The sequence below is a fragment of the Pseudomonas sp. Tav-5-1A genome, assembly GCF_055755055.1.
Map to the genome: position 1 here is coordinate 4802631 of NZ_CM146901.1, position 16150 is coordinate 4818780.

A 16150-nucleotide genomic window follows, 5' to 3' on the forward strand; every position below is an offset into this window, starting at 1 on the left:
CCAAATAGTCAAGTCTTGAATACGCATAAGCCAGCGCGAAGGCTGGCTTATGGTGGTGTTCCAACGCTGGAAGGAATCAGTCGGCTTGTGGTGCTTCGGCCGGCTTGACTGCTTCTTCGTAGGAGACCGCTTTGTCGGTCACACTAGCTTTCTGCAGAACAGTATCCACAACTTGCTCTTCCAGCACAACCGAACGGACTTCGTTCAGTTGCTGGTCGTTCTTGTAGTACCACGCCACGACCTGCTCTGGCTCCTGGTAGGCCGAGGCCATTTCCTGGATCATTTCACGTACGCGGGCTTCGTCCGGCTTCAGCTCGTTGGCCTTGACCACTTCGGCGACGATCAGGCCCAGTACCACGCGGCGCTTGGCTTGTTCTTCGAACAGCTCGGCCGGCAGTTGATCAGGCTTGATGTTGCCACCGAACTGCTGGACGGCTTGAACGCGCAGGCGGTTCACTTCGTTTTCCAGCAGGGCCTTTGGCACCTCGATCGGGTTGGCAGCCAGCAGGCCGTCCATGACCTGGTTCTTCACCTTGGTCTTGATCGCCTGGCGCAGTTCGCGCTCCATGTTCTTGCGAACTTCGGTGCGGAAGCCTTCCAGACCGGTTTCCTTGATGCCGAACTGATTGAAGAAGGCTTCGTTCAGTTCAGGCAGGGTCGGTGCGGCAACGCTGTTGACGGTCACGGTGAACTCGGCGGCCTTGCCGGCCAGGTCCAGGTTCTGGTAGTCCTCTGGGAAGGTCAGGGTCAGCACGCGCTCTTCACCCGCCTTGGCGCCCACTAGGCCTTCTTCGAAGCCTGGGATCATGCGGCCGGAACCCAGCACCAGCTGGGTGCCCTGGGCCGAACCACCGGCGAAGGCTTCGCCGTCGATCTTGCCGACGAAATCGATGTTCAGCTGGTCTTCGTTTGCAGCGGCACGGTCGGCAGCTTCAAAGCGAACGTTCTGCTTGCGCAGCACTTCCAGCATTTTGTCCAGGTCGGCATCAGCCACTTCGGCGCTCAGGCGCTCGACGTTGATGGACTCGAAACCTGCGACAGCGAACTCTGGGAATACTTCGAAAGTAGCGATGTATTCCAGGTCCTTGCCCTTTTCGAACACTTTAGGTTCTACAGCCGGGGCACCGGCTGGATTCAGCTTCTGCTCAACCACGGCTTCGTAGAAAGTCGCCTGGATCAGGTCGCCCAGGGCTTCCTGACGTGCGGAATCTTCGTAGCGCTGACGAATCACGCTCATCGGCACTTTGCCAGGACGGAAGCCTGGAACCTTAGCGCGACGGGCAGTCTGTTGCAGACGCTTGTTGACTTCGGTCTCGATGCGCTCGGCAGGCACGCCGATGGTCATGCGGCGCTCGAGAGCGGAAGTGTTTTCAACAGAAACTTGCATGGATTTTCCTCGTTGCACAGACGTTAGCCGGCCATTTCCGACCCCAATCAAGGGCATGCATTCTAGAGGGTCGAACACAAGAAGTCACCCTGTGCAAGACAGCTTGAAACAAGGAATGGCAAAACCGCCGCAAAAGCCCGCCTGCAAAGGGCTTGGCAGGGCCATGGACGGTGTTTTCAGCGCCCTCGGCCATGCGACCGACGGCATTTCCACGAACATCACGCACTGATATCGCGCACGCGGATCTTTGCAAAATATTTACGTTCGTAGACAAACAGTTACAAAATTTCGATGTCTGATACATCAGAACGGGCGCATTACCCCCGACATCAGGAGACAACCGTGTTCAACAAACTCACCAAACTTACCGTGGCAGCCCTGGCAGCCGTCGCCATCCTCAGCACTTCCGGGTGCATCATCTTCCCGGACCACGGCCATGGCGGTGGCGGCTATCACCGCGGCTGGTATCGTTGATCGTTGATCGTTGAATGAATGAAAAAGCCCGCCTTTCGATGGAAGGCGGGCTTTTTTGTGGCTGGTGAAAAGTCCTGCCGCCCATTGACCCAAAGCGGGCAGACAAGGCCAGCGACGCCTCTCCACCAGGCCATGGCACGTTGCCACGAATGTAGGAGCTGCCCCCAGGCTGCGTCGCGCCGCGCGGGCGGCGCTCGATCCCAACAGCAACTAAACAACATCGGCGAGCATCCGGTGAGCGCGACGCAATCCCCAGCGGGGACCTTCAGCCCCCTCCCCGCCACAGCCGGGGTGAAATCGCGCCATGCCTCAAAGGGGCAGGCCCTGATTCTTCTACCGCTCTTGAGATCGAGCGCCGCCCACGCGGCGCGACGCCGCCTTGCGGCAGCTGCTACATCCTGTGGGAGCTGGCTTGCCAGCGAGCTGTTGGGGCCATAAAAGCTCGCTGGCAAGCCAGCTCCCACAAGACAGTTGCTGCCACAGTTTTTGCGCTGCACCATGGCCTGACGGCGTGAGACGAAGGATCAAGTCACACTTAATCTCACGCAAACAAAAAAGGCGCCTGATTCGCATCAGGCGCCTTTTTCACGAAATATGGGGTGGACGATGGGGATCGAACCCACGACAACAGGAGTCACAATCCTGTGCTCTACCAACTGAGCTACGCCCACCATAAAACGGTGTTGCAGTGCCCCACTACAAACGGGGCGATACAGCTTGAATGGTGCGGACGAAGAGACTCGAACTCTTACAGCTTGCGCCGCTGGAACCTAAATCCAGTGTGTCTACCAATTTCACCACGTCCGCATGTGAAGCTTTTAAAGCAAAGGCGCCAGACTTTCATCAGGCGCCTTTCGAAATATGGGGTGGACGATGGGGATCGAACCCACGACAACAGGAGTCACAATCCTGTGCTCTACCAACTGAGCTACGCCCACCATATTGCGCTACTTGTGCCAAAGCTGCCTAATGGCGCACCCGGCAGGACTCGAACCTGCGACCATCCGCTTAGAAGGCGGATGCTCTATCCAGCTGAGCTACGGGCGCTTATTTAATCTGCATTCTGTGACGACTACAAATTTTAAGCTTCAGTCCTGCGGAGTTAAATACTCAACTCTGCCTGACCTTCTTCACCAGTGCTAGGCTCTGCCCGACAAGTGCGACGAATGTTATAGACGGTCGGTAGGGTCGTCAATCTTTTTCTGCAAAAAATTCATTTTATTTAAGGGCTTAGCGGAATCGTCGGACCAAGCGCCTTTGCCCATCGCGCCCGGCGTGCGAGAATGCGCGCACATTTTCTTCCCTCTCGATGGTTAACCACGCGACATGACTGCACAACTAATCGACGGCAAGGCGATCGCCGCCAGCCTGCGCCAGCAGATCGCCCAACGGGTCACCGAGCGCCGCCAGCAAGGCCTGCGCACCCCGGGCCTGGCCGTGATCCTGGTCGGCAGCGATCCTGCCTCCCAGGTATATGTCTCGCACAAGCGTAAAGACTGTGAAGAGGTCGGCTTCCTGTCCCAGGCGTTCGACCTGCCTGCACAGACCACCCAGCTGGAACTGGAAAGCCTGATCGACCGCCTCAACGACGATGCCGACATCGACGGCATCCTGTTGCAACTGCCGCTGCCCGAGCACCTGGACGCGTCCAAGCTGCTGGAGCGCATTCGCCCCGACAAGGACGTGGACGGTTTCCACCCCTACAACGTCGGGCGCCTGGCCCAGCGCATTCCGCTGCTGCGCCCGTGCACCCCGAAAGGCATCATGACCCTGCTGGAAAGCACCGGCCAGGACCTGTACGGCATGAACGCGGTCGTGGTTGGCGCGTCCAACATCGTTGGCCGCCCCATGGCCATGGAGCTGCTGCTGGCCGGCTGCACCGTCACCGTCACCCACCGCTTCACCAAGGACCTGGCCGGCCACGTCGGCCGTGCCGACCTGGTGGTGGTGGCCGCCGGCAAGCCTGGCCTGGTCAAGGGTGAGTGGATCAAGGAAGGCGCCATCGTCATCGACGTTGGCATCAACCGCCAGGAAGACGGCAAGCTGGTTGGCGACGTGGTGTACGACACCGCCCTGCCCCGCGCCGGCTGGATCACCCCGGTGCCGGGCGGCGTGGGCCCCATGACCCGCGCCTGCCTGCTGGAAAACACCCTGTATGCCTGCGAAACGCTGCATGCCTGAGTGATTGCCCTGCCATGAAAAAACGCCGCACGCCGTCACCGGGTGCGGCGTTTTTTTATACCTGCGCCACCCATAACTATTGAGCACCCTTGCCCCGGCAAGGAAAAACACAATGCCGCCCTTTGAACCAGCCAAAGGGCCATGACCATGCTGCGCGACACCCCATCGACGTTCGATATCCGCACCACCCCTCACTACGAACTGCTCAAGCGGCAATTGCCAGGCTGGATGGAGAAGGTCCATCCGGACCTCCACGCCGCCATCAAGAGCAAGCCCCTGCCGCCCATGACCTGGTACGAAAAGGCCCTGCGGGAGATGCCGGACGTTGTGGCGCAATTCCAGCAGGCGCACAGGCTGCACCGCCACGACAGCGAGCAGGTCAACGCCATCATGGCGCGCATTCCATCCCCCGAGGCCTTCGCCCGCCCCCTGCTGGAGCAGGCGATCAAGCGACGCTTCGATGAAGACATCGATAGCACCCAGACCTTCCTGTTCAACGCCCAACGCGTGGTCGTGCCGCCGACCTACGAGTTCGGCCACGAAGCCGACGTCGACCTCGCGACCTTCAATGCCGACCGCAAGGCACGTCGCGAACAGGCCATGCACGCGGCGACCTCCACGCTGTTGCAGGCCGCCATGCAGAACTTCGAAGCCAAGGACGCCGAGCGCCACGGCATGGACAACGGCGACCTCAAGGCCGACATCTACATTGCTTTCAGCGTCGACAACCTCACCATCAGCGGCACGCCGGTGGGCATTCCCGCCCACGCCTTCGCCCAGCTGTGCCGCGAACTGGACCTGGGCCAGCGCTACCAGGAGCGCATCCAGATGGCGCTGAACTGGACCTATCGTCCGGGCGACGCCCCCGACAGCGCACTGGCCAACAGCACGGCGCAGATGAAGCTGTTCGAGCGCTCATCGCTGCTGCTGCAGACTCACATCGCCTACATGAAGGGGGACATCGACCCAGCCACCCACGAGGACATGATCAAGGTCGCGCACAACAAGAGCTCCAGCCGCTGCCATTCCCTGCGGCTGTTCAAGACCGTGCTCAAGGGCATCATCCTGGTCCGGGAGCGCAGCACCCTGCCAGACCAGCCGGTGCGCGTGACCGCCTACATACCGGACGACCCGCTCACCCCGCTGAAAACCTACCCCTCGGTCCCGGCGTTCGTCAGCGCCCTGCGCGCCAACCTGTTCAAGCCTGGCTACCTGCAGTTTCTCGCCCGCTTCGTACCGGCCCGCGAGCGCGCCACGCTGTTTCACCAACTGGACACGGCGCTGCACCCCAAGGCCTGGGACAACGCCAACCAACGCTGGGTCGCGGGCAGCGCCCCTGATGCCGACATCAAGGCCAGGGCCACGGCGTTCGAGGACTTCCTGCTAGAGGAACTGGTGCGGCACAAGGTCAACACCCTCAAGGATGACGCCCTGTTTCACCTGGTCACCACCGAAGCCGAGGACCGCAAGAGCCAGCAAGAGCACGCCGACTACCTCAAGGGCAGATTCTTCATGGCCCTGAACGTGGCCGCGTTCTTCGTACCCGGCCTTGGCGAAGCGCTACTGGTGATGACCGCCGTTGAGCTGTGCTGGAAGACCATTGAAGGCTTCGAGAGCCTGCTGGAAGGCGACAAGGAAGCCGCCATTGGCCACTTCCTGGGCGTGGCGGAAAACGTCGCCATGTTGGCCGCCTTCGCCGGCGCGGGCTACATCGCCAGCCAATACGTGTTGCCCAAAGTCATCGGCACGCTAAAGCAGATCCCCCTGCCCAACGGCGTCACACGGCTGTGGAAGCCTGACATCGCACCTTACCAGCACGAGGTCGAACTGCCAGCCTCGGCAAGGCCTGACAACCAGGGCCTGTACAACCATGAGGGCAAGCAATGGCTCAAGCGCGACGACGGCCTCTATTGCGTCAAGGCCCCGGAGGATGGCTTGCCCTACCGGCTGGCGCACCCTGGCAAGGCAGGCGGCTATGAGCCGCCGCTGCGCACCAACGGCAAGGGCAGCTGGATCAGCGAGGCCGACACGCCACACACCTGGCAGGGGCCGGACCTGTTCCGCAAGCTGGGGCCCGTAACCGACGGCATTTCCGACACCACGGCCGGGCGCATCATGCGCGTCAGCGACACCCACGAAGCGACGCTGCGCCTGTGCCTGGCCGAGGCTGAACAGCCGCCAGCGCTGCTGGACGACACCCTGCAACGCTTCAAGCTCGACCAGGACCTGGACACCGTCATCACCCAGCTCGAAGCCCAGCAGCCACCGGCCGATCCGCAGTTGCTGCTGCAGCTGCTGGCTGAACATCCTCGCTGGCCAACAGACAAGGCCTTGCGCCTGGAAAGCCCGGATGGCAGGGTAATCCGCCAGTTCACAGCTGCCCGCGACACCACCATCCTTGTTCACGACAATGAGCTCGACGCGCTGCAGGTGGTGCTCGACAGCTTGCACCCCGACGAGGTCCATGCACTGCTGGGCACTGAGCCTGGCCCCTACGCCAGGCTCATCCTGCGCCAGCAGCTGCTGGAAAACGCCACAACGCGGCGCACCGAACTGTTCAACCGCCGCTACCAGGCCACCCAGGCCACGACCGACCCACTGGCCGCGCTGATAAGGGCCCGGTTCCCCGACCTGCCGGTCTCCGTCGCCGAGGAACTGGCCGCCCATGCCAACCCGGCCGAGCAAGCGCTGATGCGCGATGCCAGCGTGCCACCACGCCTGGCCGACGAGGCCCGTGCCTACCAGGCCAAGCTGCGAGTGAACAGGGCGTATGAAGGGGTATACCTGGACTCGATCAACACTGCGGACAGCACCCTGCTGCAACAGCACACCGCAGCGTCGCTGCCGGGCTGGTCGGCCGCCCAGCCGGCGCCGATCGGCGTGGTGCGCGAGACGTCCTTGCCACCAAGGCGCAAGGTGCAGGAGCTGCTGCAGATGGCCCCCGACAAGCCCGGCGCCAAGTCGCCCATGGAACTGGCCGATGGCCGCGCCGGCATGCCCGTGAGCGAAACGCCGCGCATCATCCTTGAAGAATCGCTGCTGGACAAACTACGCCTGCTGGAACTGGAAGCCGCGCTGGATACCGACGCCCAGGGCATCCTTGACCGGCTCTACGCCCAGGGGCTGGACCGGGCAGCCATCGACCAGCGGCTCAACCAACTGTTCGACGAGCAACGCCAGCTGCAGGCGCACCTCGACCAATGGACACTGGATTCCGCCGGCCAGCACCTTTCCCCGGCACGCCAGCTCAGCCGCCAGCGCATCGGTGAGGCGCTGCAGCAATTCTGGCGCGCCAGCAGCCTGCCGCACGCCACCCCGGCGGGCCACGCCCTGCATCTTGAGGCGGTGTACCTCGACGATTTTCCCCCTGACCTGCCAACCTTCATCCGCGACCGCGTGCAACACCTCGATCTGCTTAGCGTCCGCCCGGTTGAACGGCGCCCGTCCCTGGCCCTGCTGGACGCGATCCAGCGCGACCGCGACACCGTAGAAGGATTTTTCGCCCAGTTCGAGCATGTCACCGCCGTGAGCATCAACGAAGGCGGCGCCCTGGGCCCCTACAGCCTGTTCAGCGACTGGACGACGCTGATCGCCTCACGCTACCCGCGACTGACCGAACTGCGCCTGGTGAACCTGCGCCTGCCGATTGGCAGCACGCGCCTGCGGGAGATCCGCAGCCTTGCCCAGCTCCGGCACCTGGACCTGAGCGGCAACCGCTTCTACGAGCCACTGGATTTTTCCAACCTGAACCTGGACTACCTCGGCCTGGACTCCCTGAGCGATGAATGGAGCGAGTTCCAGCCCGACCTGTTCAGCCCGGCGCTGCTCGATCACGCCAGCGAGGTATCCCTGCGCGGCAACCGCTTGCTGGCCCTGCCCGACCACCTGCTGGAGAACCCTACCGGCACTGGCCGCAGCACCCGCCTGGTGCTGACCGACAACCGCCTGAACCGCGAAACCATGCGCACGGCCATCGAAAGCGAACAGCCCGACGGTCGATATACGTTTGAAACCGACCTACCGCGCGCCAGCGTCGAGGCCAGCATCAGCCAGCAACGGGCTTTGCAGCGCGCTGTTACCGACTGGCGCGACGCCTCCAGCTCATCTGCGCCGCCCAGCGAGGCGACCCTGGCCACGCGCCGCTCGGTGGGCCACGCCATTACCCAGTTCTGGCGCATCCTCATCGCCGAAAATGCCGCGCCGGTGCTGGAATTGAACGGCGCGGCCGCGGCGCAATTCCCCCACACGCTGCCAGACTTTTTCTACCGAGAAGTGCTGGACCTGCAGCTTAACGAGCCTACGACCAGCCCCACCGAGCTGAACCGGCTACTGCGGGCCTTCCCGCAACTGGAGCGGCTGAGCATCGATGGCGCGCCCACCCCCCTGCCCGGCTTGCCGGCGGCACTGCTGGAGCTGCCGTCCCTGCGCAGCCTGCACCTGGTCGACCAGGGCCTGGTGATAGACCAGGCCGCCATGGACTTCTTCGCCGGCATTTCCGAGTTACAGCACCTGAGCCTCGACGGCAACACCCTGGGCACCATCAGCGAGGTGTCGGCGCTACGCAACCGCAATCTCGACATGCTGAGCCTGGAACGCATGGGCATCACCGCCTGGCCGCACTGGTTGGACAGCCTCATCCCGGACTATCTGGGGCGCGTCAACCTGTGCGACAACGGCTTGATCGAACTGCCCGAGTACCTGTTGGAAAACCATCGCCGCGACACCGGCCACGCCACCATCGAGCTACGTGGCAACCCCCTGGGCCACGAGACCATGCGTCGCGCCCATGTGTCGGAGTCGTACTATCGCCCCTTCGCCTTCGACATGGACCTGCCCGACGACATCGCCGAGCTGACTCAGAGCGAGTCCCACAGCTCGGACGGCCCCACGTCCAGCGCTTCGCAACATTCGCTGCACAGCCCGGGCCTGTCCACCGAAGTCGACGCGCCCTCCGCCGAACCCTGGCTGCACGACGCGCTCGACCAGGAGGCGTCACTGCGCCAGATCTGGGACGGCGTACAGGGCGACTCCGCTGCGACCGACCTGCTGAACCTGATCAACCGCCTGCGCCAGACCGCCGACTACCGTAGCAGCAGGACCCGGCCCGAACTGGTGCGGCGCGTGTGGACTGTGCTGGAGCAGGCGGCCGAAGACCATGAACTGCGCCTGCTGCTCAACGGCATGGCCGAAGAGCCCCTGCAACTGCTGGCCGTCCATGGCACCTGCCCGGACGGCATTCGCCTGGCGTTCAACCAGATGGAGGTGCAGGTGTTCACCCGCCAGGCCACACGCACCATCACCGGCGAGGGCCGCGGCCCGCAGTTGCAAAACCTGGTGCGACGGCTTTTCCGCCTGAACGCCCTCGATGACCTGGCGGTGCGCAACGCCGGCGCCCGCGACGAAGCCGAGGTGCGCCTGGCCTACCGCTTGCACCTCGCCCAGGAAATGGACCTGCCGATTCCGCCGTCGCGCATGCTGTATGAAGGCTCGGCCGACCTGCGCCCGGGCGAATTGAACCTGGCCCGCAGTGAAGTGGGCCGTGGCGAGCAGGGCCAGCCGTTCCTGGACTTTGCCGCCGACCAATCGTTCTGGACTGAGTACCTGCGCGAAACCCAAGCCGAGCGCTTCCAGGGCTTGCGCAACGACTACGAGGCGCAGGTGCTGGCGCTCACCGACCGCTACCCGGACGAGACCATGGAGCAGATCGGCGAGCGCATCAGGAAGCTCGACCAGCGGCTGCTGGCCAACGAACGCAAGCTGGTCATGCAGCTCACCAACCAGCAGGACAACCCATGACCTGAACACAAAAAAACCGGCCAATTGGCCGGTTTTTTTCTACAGCATGCCGCTTAGTCGGCCAGGCGCCAGGTGGTGCCGCCCTTGCCGTCTTCCAGCACCACGCCCATGGCGGTCAGCTGGTCGCGGATGCGGTCCGACTCGGCCCAGTCCTTGCCGGCACGCGCCGCCAGGCGCGCGGCGATCAGCGCGTCGACTTCATCGGCGTCAACCTTGCCTTCGGCACCAGCACGCAGGAAGTCATCGGCTTCCAGCTGCAGCACGCCCAGCAGGCTGCCCAGCTCGCGCAGGCGCGCGGCCAGGCCGGCGGCGGCGTTGAGGTCGCTGTCGCGCAGGCGGTTGATCTCGCGCACCAGGTCGAACAGGACCGCGCAGGCTTCCGGGGTGGCGAAGTCGTCGTTCATGGCGTCGGTGAAACGCGTCACGTACTCTTCGCCACCGGCGGCGGCGACGCTCGGCAGGCCCTTGAGCGCATGGTAGAAGCGCTCCAGCGCGCCCTTGGACTCCTTCAGGCTCTCTTCCGAGTAGTTGATGGAGCTGCGGTAGTGGCTGGACACCAGCAGGTAGCGCACCACCTCCGGGTGGTACTTGGCCAGCACATCGCGAATGGTGAAGTAGTTGCCCAGGGACTTGGACATCTTCTCGCCATTGATGCGGATCATGCCGCAGTGCATCCAGGCATTGGCGTACTGCTGGCCGGTGGCGGCCTCGCTCTGGGCGATCTCGTTCTCGTGGTGCGGGAACTCCAGGTCGTTGCCACCGCCGTGGATGTCGAAGGTGTCGCCCAGGCAGCAGGTCGACATCACCGAGCACTCGATGTGCCAGCCCGGACGGCCCGGGCCCCATGGCGACTCCCAGCTTGGCTCGCCCGGCTTCACGCCTTTCCACAGCACGAAGTCCAGCGGGTCCTGCTTGGCCTCGTCGACTTCGATGCGGGCACCGATGCGCAAGTCTTCGATCTTCTTGCGCGACAGCTTGCCGTAACCCACGAACTTGCCGACGCGGTAGTACACGTCGCCGTTGCCCGGGGCGTAGGCGAAGCCCTTGTCGATCAGGGTCTGGATCATGGCGTGCATGCCGGCGATATGGTCGGTGGCACGCGGCTCCAGGTCCGGCTTGAGGATGTTCAGGCGCGCCTCGTCCTCGTGCATCGCGGCGATCATGCGTTCGGTGAGGGCGTCGAAGCTTTCGCCGTTTTCCCGCGCGCGGTTGATGATCTTGTCGTCGATGTCGGTGATGTTGCGCACGTACGTCAGGTCGTAGCCGCTATGGCGCAGCCAGCGGGTCACCAGGTCGAAGGCGATCATGCTGCGGCCATGGCCAATGTGGCAGAAGTCGTACACGGTCATGCCGCACACGTACATCCGCACCTTGTTGCCGTCCAGCGGCTTGAAGACTTCCTTGCTCTTGGTGAGCGTGTTGTAGATCGATAGCACGATGATTCCTTAGCTGCCCCACGAGTCGCGCAGGGTGACAGTACGGTTGAATACCGGACGACCAGGCTGGGTGTCTTTCAGGTCGGCGCAGAAGTAGCCTTCGCGCTCGAACTGGAAGCGATCTTCCGGCTGTGCGTGGGCCAGCGATGGCTCCGCGCGGCAACCAGTCAGCACTTGCAGCGAATCAGGGTTGATGTTGTCCAGGAAGCTTGCGCCCTCCTCGGCCTTTTCCGGGCTCGGGGAGCGGAACAGGCGATCGTACAGGCGTACTTCGCATTCGACGCTGGCGGCGGCCGGCACCCAGTGGATCACGCCCTTGACCTTGCGGCCCTCGGGGTTCTTGCCCAGGGTGTCGGGGTCGTAGCTGCACAGCAGCTCGACGATGTTGCCGTCGGCGTCCTTGATGGCTTCGTCGGCGCGGATCACGTAGCTGCCGCGCAGGCGCACTTCACCGGCTGGCTCCAGGCGCTTGTAGCCCTTGGGCGGCTCTTCCATGAAGTCGTCGCGGTCGATGTAGATCTCGCGGGCGAACGGCAGCACGCGCATGCCCATGTCTTCTTTCGGGTGGCGTGGCAGCTCCAGGGTTTCTTCCTGGCCTTCCGGGTAGTTGGTGATGGTGACCTTCAGCGGGCGCAGCACGCACATGGCGCGCGGGGCGTTGCGGTCCAGGTCGTCACGGATGCTGAATTCCAGCATGTTCATGTCCACCACGCCGTCGGAACGGTTGGTGCCGATCATTTCGCAGAAGTTGCGAATCGATGCCGCGGTGTAGCCACGACGGCGGAAGCCCGACAGGGTGGACATGCGCGGGTCGTCCCAGCCATGCACGTGCTGCTCGTCGACCAGTTGCTTGAGCTTGCGCTTGCTGGTCACGGTGTAGCTCAGGTTCAGGCGGCTGAACTCGTACTGGCGCGGGTGGCTGGGCACCGGCAGGTTGTCCAGGAACCAGTCGTACAGCGGGCGATGGCCTTCGAACTCCAGGGTGCAGATGGAGTGGGTGATGCCTTCGATGGCGTCGGACTGGCCATGGGTGAAGTCATAGTTGGGGTAGATGCACCATTTGTCACCGGTCTGGTGGTGGTGGGCATGACGGATGCGGTACAGGATCGGGTCGCGCAGGTTCATGTTCGGCGAGGCCATGTCGATCTTGGCGCGCAGCACGCGCTCGCCGTCCTTGAACTCGCCGGCCTTCATGCGCGCGAACAGGTCCAGGTTCTCTTCCACCGCACGCTCGCGGAACGGGCTGTTCTTGCCTGGCTCGGTCAGGCTGCCGCGGTATTCGCGGGCCTGCTCGGGGGTCAGGTCGCAGACGTAGGCCTTGCCGGCCTTGATCAGCTCGACGGCCCAGTCATGCAGCTGGTCGAAATATTGCGAGGCGTAGCGCACTTCGCCGGCCCAGTCGAAGCCCAGCCATTTCACGTCGCGCTCGATGGCGTCGATGTATTCCTGGTCTTCCTTGGCCGGGTTGGTGTCGTCGAAGCGCAGGTGGCAGACGCCGCCCAGTTCCTTGGCCAGGCCAAAGTTCACGCAGATCGACTTGGCGTGGCCAATGTGCAGGTAGCCGTTGGGCTCCGGCGGGAAGCGGGTGACGATGCTGGCGTGCTTGCCCGAGTCCAGGTCGGCCTGCAGGATCGGCCGCAGGAAATTGGTGGGAACTACCGGCGCGCCTTTGGCGTTTGCGGCATTGGGAGCGTTATCGGCGGTGGGCTTGCTCATAGGATCCTTGAAAACGTACCTGTGGCCATGGGTAGGCCGACTAAATCAAAGCGCTTATCATAGCCGAAGCTGTCAAGTCGCTGACAGGCCAGTCTGCCGGGTTTCGCCGGCCGTCTGCGAAAAAACAGCCTCGAAATGCGTATCGCGACCTGTAAACTGCGCGTCAGGGTTATAAACGACCCGCCAAATTCTCTAAAGAAGAGCGAATCCTGAAATGTCCAAAGTAAAACTGACTACCAACTTCGGCGACATCGTGCTGCAGCTGAACGCTGAAAAAGCCCCGAAAACCGTGGCCAACTTCATCGAGTACGTCAACGCTGGCCACTACGCCAACACCGTATTCCACCGTGTCATCAGCAACTTCATGATCCAGGGCGGCGGTTTCGAGCCAGGCATGAAGGAAAAGAAAGACAAGCGCCCAAGCATCCAGAACGAAGCCAACAACGGCCTCTCCAACACCAAGTACACCGTTGCCATGGCCCGCACCATGGAGCCGCATTCGGCTTCGGCGCAGTTCTTCATCAACGTCGCCGACAACACCTTCCTGAACCACAGCGCACCGACCGTGCAAGGCTGGGGCTACGCCGTGTTCGGTGAAGTGATCGAAGGCAACGACGTGGTCGACAAGATCAAGGGCGTGGCCACTGGCTCCAAGTCGGGCCACCAGGACGTACCGGTAGAAGACGTGGTCATCGAGAAAGCCGAGATCATTGAGTGATTCTGCTGATCTCCGATCTGCACCTGCAGGAAGAACGCCCGGACATTACCCGGGCGTTCCTGGAGTTTCTCGCCGGGCGCGCGCGCTCGGCGAGCGCTCTTTATATCTTGGGGGACTTTTTCGAAGCCTGGATTGGCGACGATGGCATGAGCCCCTACCAGCATTCGATCGGCGAGGCCCTGCGCGCACTCAGCGACAGCGGCACGAAGATCTTCCTGATGCACGGCAACCGCGACTTCCTGATCGGCAAGCGCTTCTGCAAGGCGGCCGGCGCCACCCTGCTGGCAGACCCCAGCGTGGTCGATTTCTACGGTGAGCCGGTGCTGCTGATGCACGGCGACAGCCTGTGCACCCGCGACGAAGCCTACATGAAAATGCGCCGTATCCTGCGCAACCCGCTGACGCTGTTCATCCTGCGCCACCTGCCCCTGCGCACCCGCCACAAGCTGGCGCGCAAGCTGCGCAGCGAAAGCCGCGCGCAGACGCGCATGAAGGCCAACGACATCGTCGACGTGACGCCTGAAGAGGTGCCACGGATCATGGCGCAGTACAAGGTCAACACCCTGATCCACGGCCACACCCACCGCCCGGCCATCCACAAGCTGCACGTGGGCGATGCGCCCGCGCGGCGGATTGTGCTGGGGGATTGGGACAAGGATGGCTGGGCGTTGCAGGTGGATGAACAGGGCATGTCGCTGGCGGCATTCCCTTTCTAGGTTCTGTATGAACGGTGTGGGAGCTGGCTTGCCAGCGAGCTTTTCGGGCCTCAAAAGCTCGCTGGCAAGCCAGCTCCCACAGTATTTCACGCAAGCTCCACACATTTCATACAGAGCCTGAAGGTCGGGAAGGCCGGCGCCGATATCAGTGCCCTGCCGCCTCCGGCCCTGCCTTGGCGGCGAACGGCGGCTTGGCCAGCCACACGATCAGGATCAGGCCCATGAACATCCAGCCCAGCAGCGTGAAGTAATCCACGGTGGAGAGCATGTACGCCTGCGCCTCGACGATACCGTCCAGCTGCTGGTAGGTCTTGAGCCCTGCGCCGCCCATCTGTTGGATGGTGTGCTGGGTGGCCGGGTCGTAGGCGGTCACGCTTTCCGTCAGGTAGGCATGGTGCTGGTCCGCCCGGCGAATCCAGATCCAGGTGGTCAGCGAGGCCGCGAAGCTGCCGCCCAGGGTCCGCAGGAAGGTGGCCAGGCCCGAGCCGTCGGCGATCTGGTTGGGTGGCAGGTCCGACAGCAGGATGGTCAGCGTCGGCATGAAGAACAGCGCCACGCCGATCCCCATGAACATCTGCACCAGCGCCACGTGGTTGAAGTCCACCTCGTTGGTGAAGCCGGCCCGCATGAAGCAACTGGTACCAATGGCCAGGAACGCCAGCCCTGCCAGGATCCGCAGGTCGAACTTGGTGGCGTACTTGCCCACGAACGGTGACATCAGCACCGGCAGGATACCCAGCGGTGCCACCGCCAGCCCCGCCCAGGTCGCCGTGTAGCCCAGCTGCGTCTGCAGCCACTGCGGCAGGATCAGGTTGATGCCGAAGAAGCCCGCATACCCCAGGATCAGCACAATGGTGCCGAAGCGGAAGTTGCGGTACTTGAATAGCTTCAGGTTGACCACCGGGTGCTCGTCGGTCAGTTCCCAGATGACGAAGAATGCCAGGGCAATGGCCGAGATCACCGCACCGATGATGATGAAGTTGGACTCGAACCAGTCGGCGTCGTTGCCCTTGTCGAGCACGATCTGCAGGGCGCCAACCCCAATGATCAAGGCAATCAGGCCCACGTAGTCCATGGGCTGGCGGCTGGTGACCACCGGCCGTGCGGCCAGCTGTTGGCGCACCACCAGGCAGGCGAAGATACCGATCGGCACGTTGATGAAGAAGATCCACGGCCAGCTGTAGCTGTCGGTAATCCAGCCGCCCAGGATCGGCCCGGCAATGGGCGCCACCACCGTGACCATGGCCAGCAGTGCCAGTGCCATCCCCCTTTTCGCCGGTGGGTACACGGCAATCAGCAGCGTCTGGGTCATGGGGTACAGCGGCCCCGCCACCACGCCTTGCAGCACGCGGAAGCCGACCAGCTCAGGCATCGACGTGGAAATACCACAGAGGAACGAGGCCAGCACGAACAGGATGGTGGCCCACAGGAACAGCTTGACCTCGCCAAAGCGACGGCTCAGCCAGCCGGTCAGCGGCAAGGCGATGGCGTTGCTCACGGCGAACGAGGTGATCACCCAGGTGCCCTGCTCGGAGCTGACCCCCAGGTTGCCGGAAATGGTCGGCAGCGCCACGTTGGCGATGGTGGTGTCGAGCACCTGCATGAAGGTCGCCAGCGACAGGCCGATGGTGCTGAGCAGCAGGCTGGGCGGCTTGAAGGAAGCGTTACTCATCGCAAATCCCTGGAAGTTGGAGGCGTACAGGCCCCGCGCGAGCGCACGGGGCCT

The 16150-nt window shown here is 63.1% G+C and carries 9 protein-coding genes and 4 tRNA genes; 5 read left to right on the plus strand and 8 right to left on the minus strand.

The features are described from left to right. Positions 1-76: 76 nt before the first annotated feature. Positions 77-1387 (minus strand): trigger factor, encoded by a 1311-nt coding sequence (gene tig / locus AC0J42_RS21980; protein WP_416425828.1) that lies wholly within the window; start codon positions 1385-1387, stop codon positions 77-79. Positions 1388-1729: 342 nt separating this feature from the next. Here tig and AC0J42_RS21985 point away from each other — a divergent pair, with 342 nt between their 5' ends. After that, positions 1730-1861, plus strand: a complete 132-nt coding sequence (locus tag AC0J42_RS21985; RefSeq protein ID WP_416425829.1) for a hypothetical protein — start codon at positions 1730-1732, stop codon at positions 1859-1861. A gap of 595 nt (positions 1862-2456) precedes the next feature. On the opposite strand, the gene AC0J42_RS21990 is transcribed toward AC0J42_RS21985, so the two are convergent. The 4 genes from AC0J42_RS21990 to AC0J42_RS22005 form a co-directional block, all read right to left on the minus strand. Beyond that, positions 2457-2532, minus strand: a tRNA-His gene (locus AC0J42_RS21990). Between the two features lie 51 nt (positions 2533-2583). Further along, a tRNA-Leu gene (locus AC0J42_RS21995) sits at positions 2584-2668 on the minus strand. 55 nt (positions 2669-2723) lie between these two features. Then, a tRNA-His gene (locus tag AC0J42_RS22000) sits at positions 2724-2799 on the minus strand. Positions 2800-2831: 32 nt separating this feature from the next. Continuing rightward, positions 2832-2908 (minus strand) — tRNA-Arg (locus tag AC0J42_RS22005). Between the two features lie 279 nt (positions 2909-3187). Between AC0J42_RS22005 and folD the strand changes: the two genes are divergently transcribed. Together folD and AC0J42_RS22015 are read left to right on the plus strand one after the other, a co-directional pair. Next, on the plus strand, positions 3188-4042 hold the full coding sequence (gene folD, locus AC0J42_RS22010) for a bifunctional methylenetetrahydrofolate dehydrogenase/methenyltetrahydrofolate cyclohydrolase FolD (RefSeq protein WP_416425830.1): 855 nt from the start codon (positions 3188-3190) through the stop codon (positions 4040-4042). 147 nt (positions 4043-4189) lie between these two features. Next, the gene (locus AC0J42_RS22015) at positions 4190-9838 is read left to right on the plus strand and encodes an NEL-type E3 ubiquitin ligase domain-containing protein (protein WP_473003806.1); all 5649 of its coding nucleotides are present in this window, start codon (positions 4190-4192) and stop codon (positions 9836-9838) included. Between the two features lie 53 nt (positions 9839-9891). Here AC0J42_RS22015 and cysS read toward each other — a convergent pair whose 3' ends face one another. Further along, the gene (gene cysS / locus AC0J42_RS22020; RefSeq protein WP_473003808.1) at positions 9892-11274 is read right to left on the minus strand and encodes a cysteine--tRNA ligase; all 1383 of its coding nucleotides are present in this window, start codon (positions 11272-11274) and stop codon (positions 9892-9894) included. 9 nt (positions 11275-11283) lie between these two features. Next, a complete protein-coding gene (locus AC0J42_RS22025) occupies positions 11284-12990 on the minus strand; it encodes a glutamine--tRNA ligase/YqeY domain fusion protein (protein ID WP_473003810.1) in 1707 nt (568 codons plus the stop codon). A 214-nt stretch (positions 12991-13204) separates the two neighbouring features. Between AC0J42_RS22025 and AC0J42_RS22030 the strand changes: the two genes are divergently transcribed. Together AC0J42_RS22030 and lpxH are read left to right on the plus strand one after the other, a co-directional pair. After that, positions 13205-13708 (plus strand): peptidylprolyl isomerase, encoded by a 504-nt coding sequence (locus AC0J42_RS22030; protein ID WP_416425836.1) that lies wholly within the window; start codon positions 13205-13207, stop codon positions 13706-13708. Then, positions 13705-14424, plus strand: coding sequence for a UDP-2,3-diacylglucosamine diphosphatase (gene lpxH / locus AC0J42_RS22035; protein WP_473003813.1), 720 nt, complete (start codon positions 13705-13707; stop codon positions 14422-14424). Before AC0J42_RS22030 ends, lpxH begins: the two co-directional genes overlap by 4 nt. 145 nt (positions 14425-14569) lie before the next feature. Here the strand turns inward: lpxH and AC0J42_RS22040 are convergent, their stop codons facing one another. Next, positions 14570-16096, minus strand: a complete 1527-nt coding sequence (locus tag AC0J42_RS22040) for a DHA2 family efflux MFS transporter permease subunit (protein WP_416425838.1) — start codon at positions 16094-16096, stop codon at positions 14570-14572. Positions 16097-16150 lie beyond the last annotated feature (54 nt).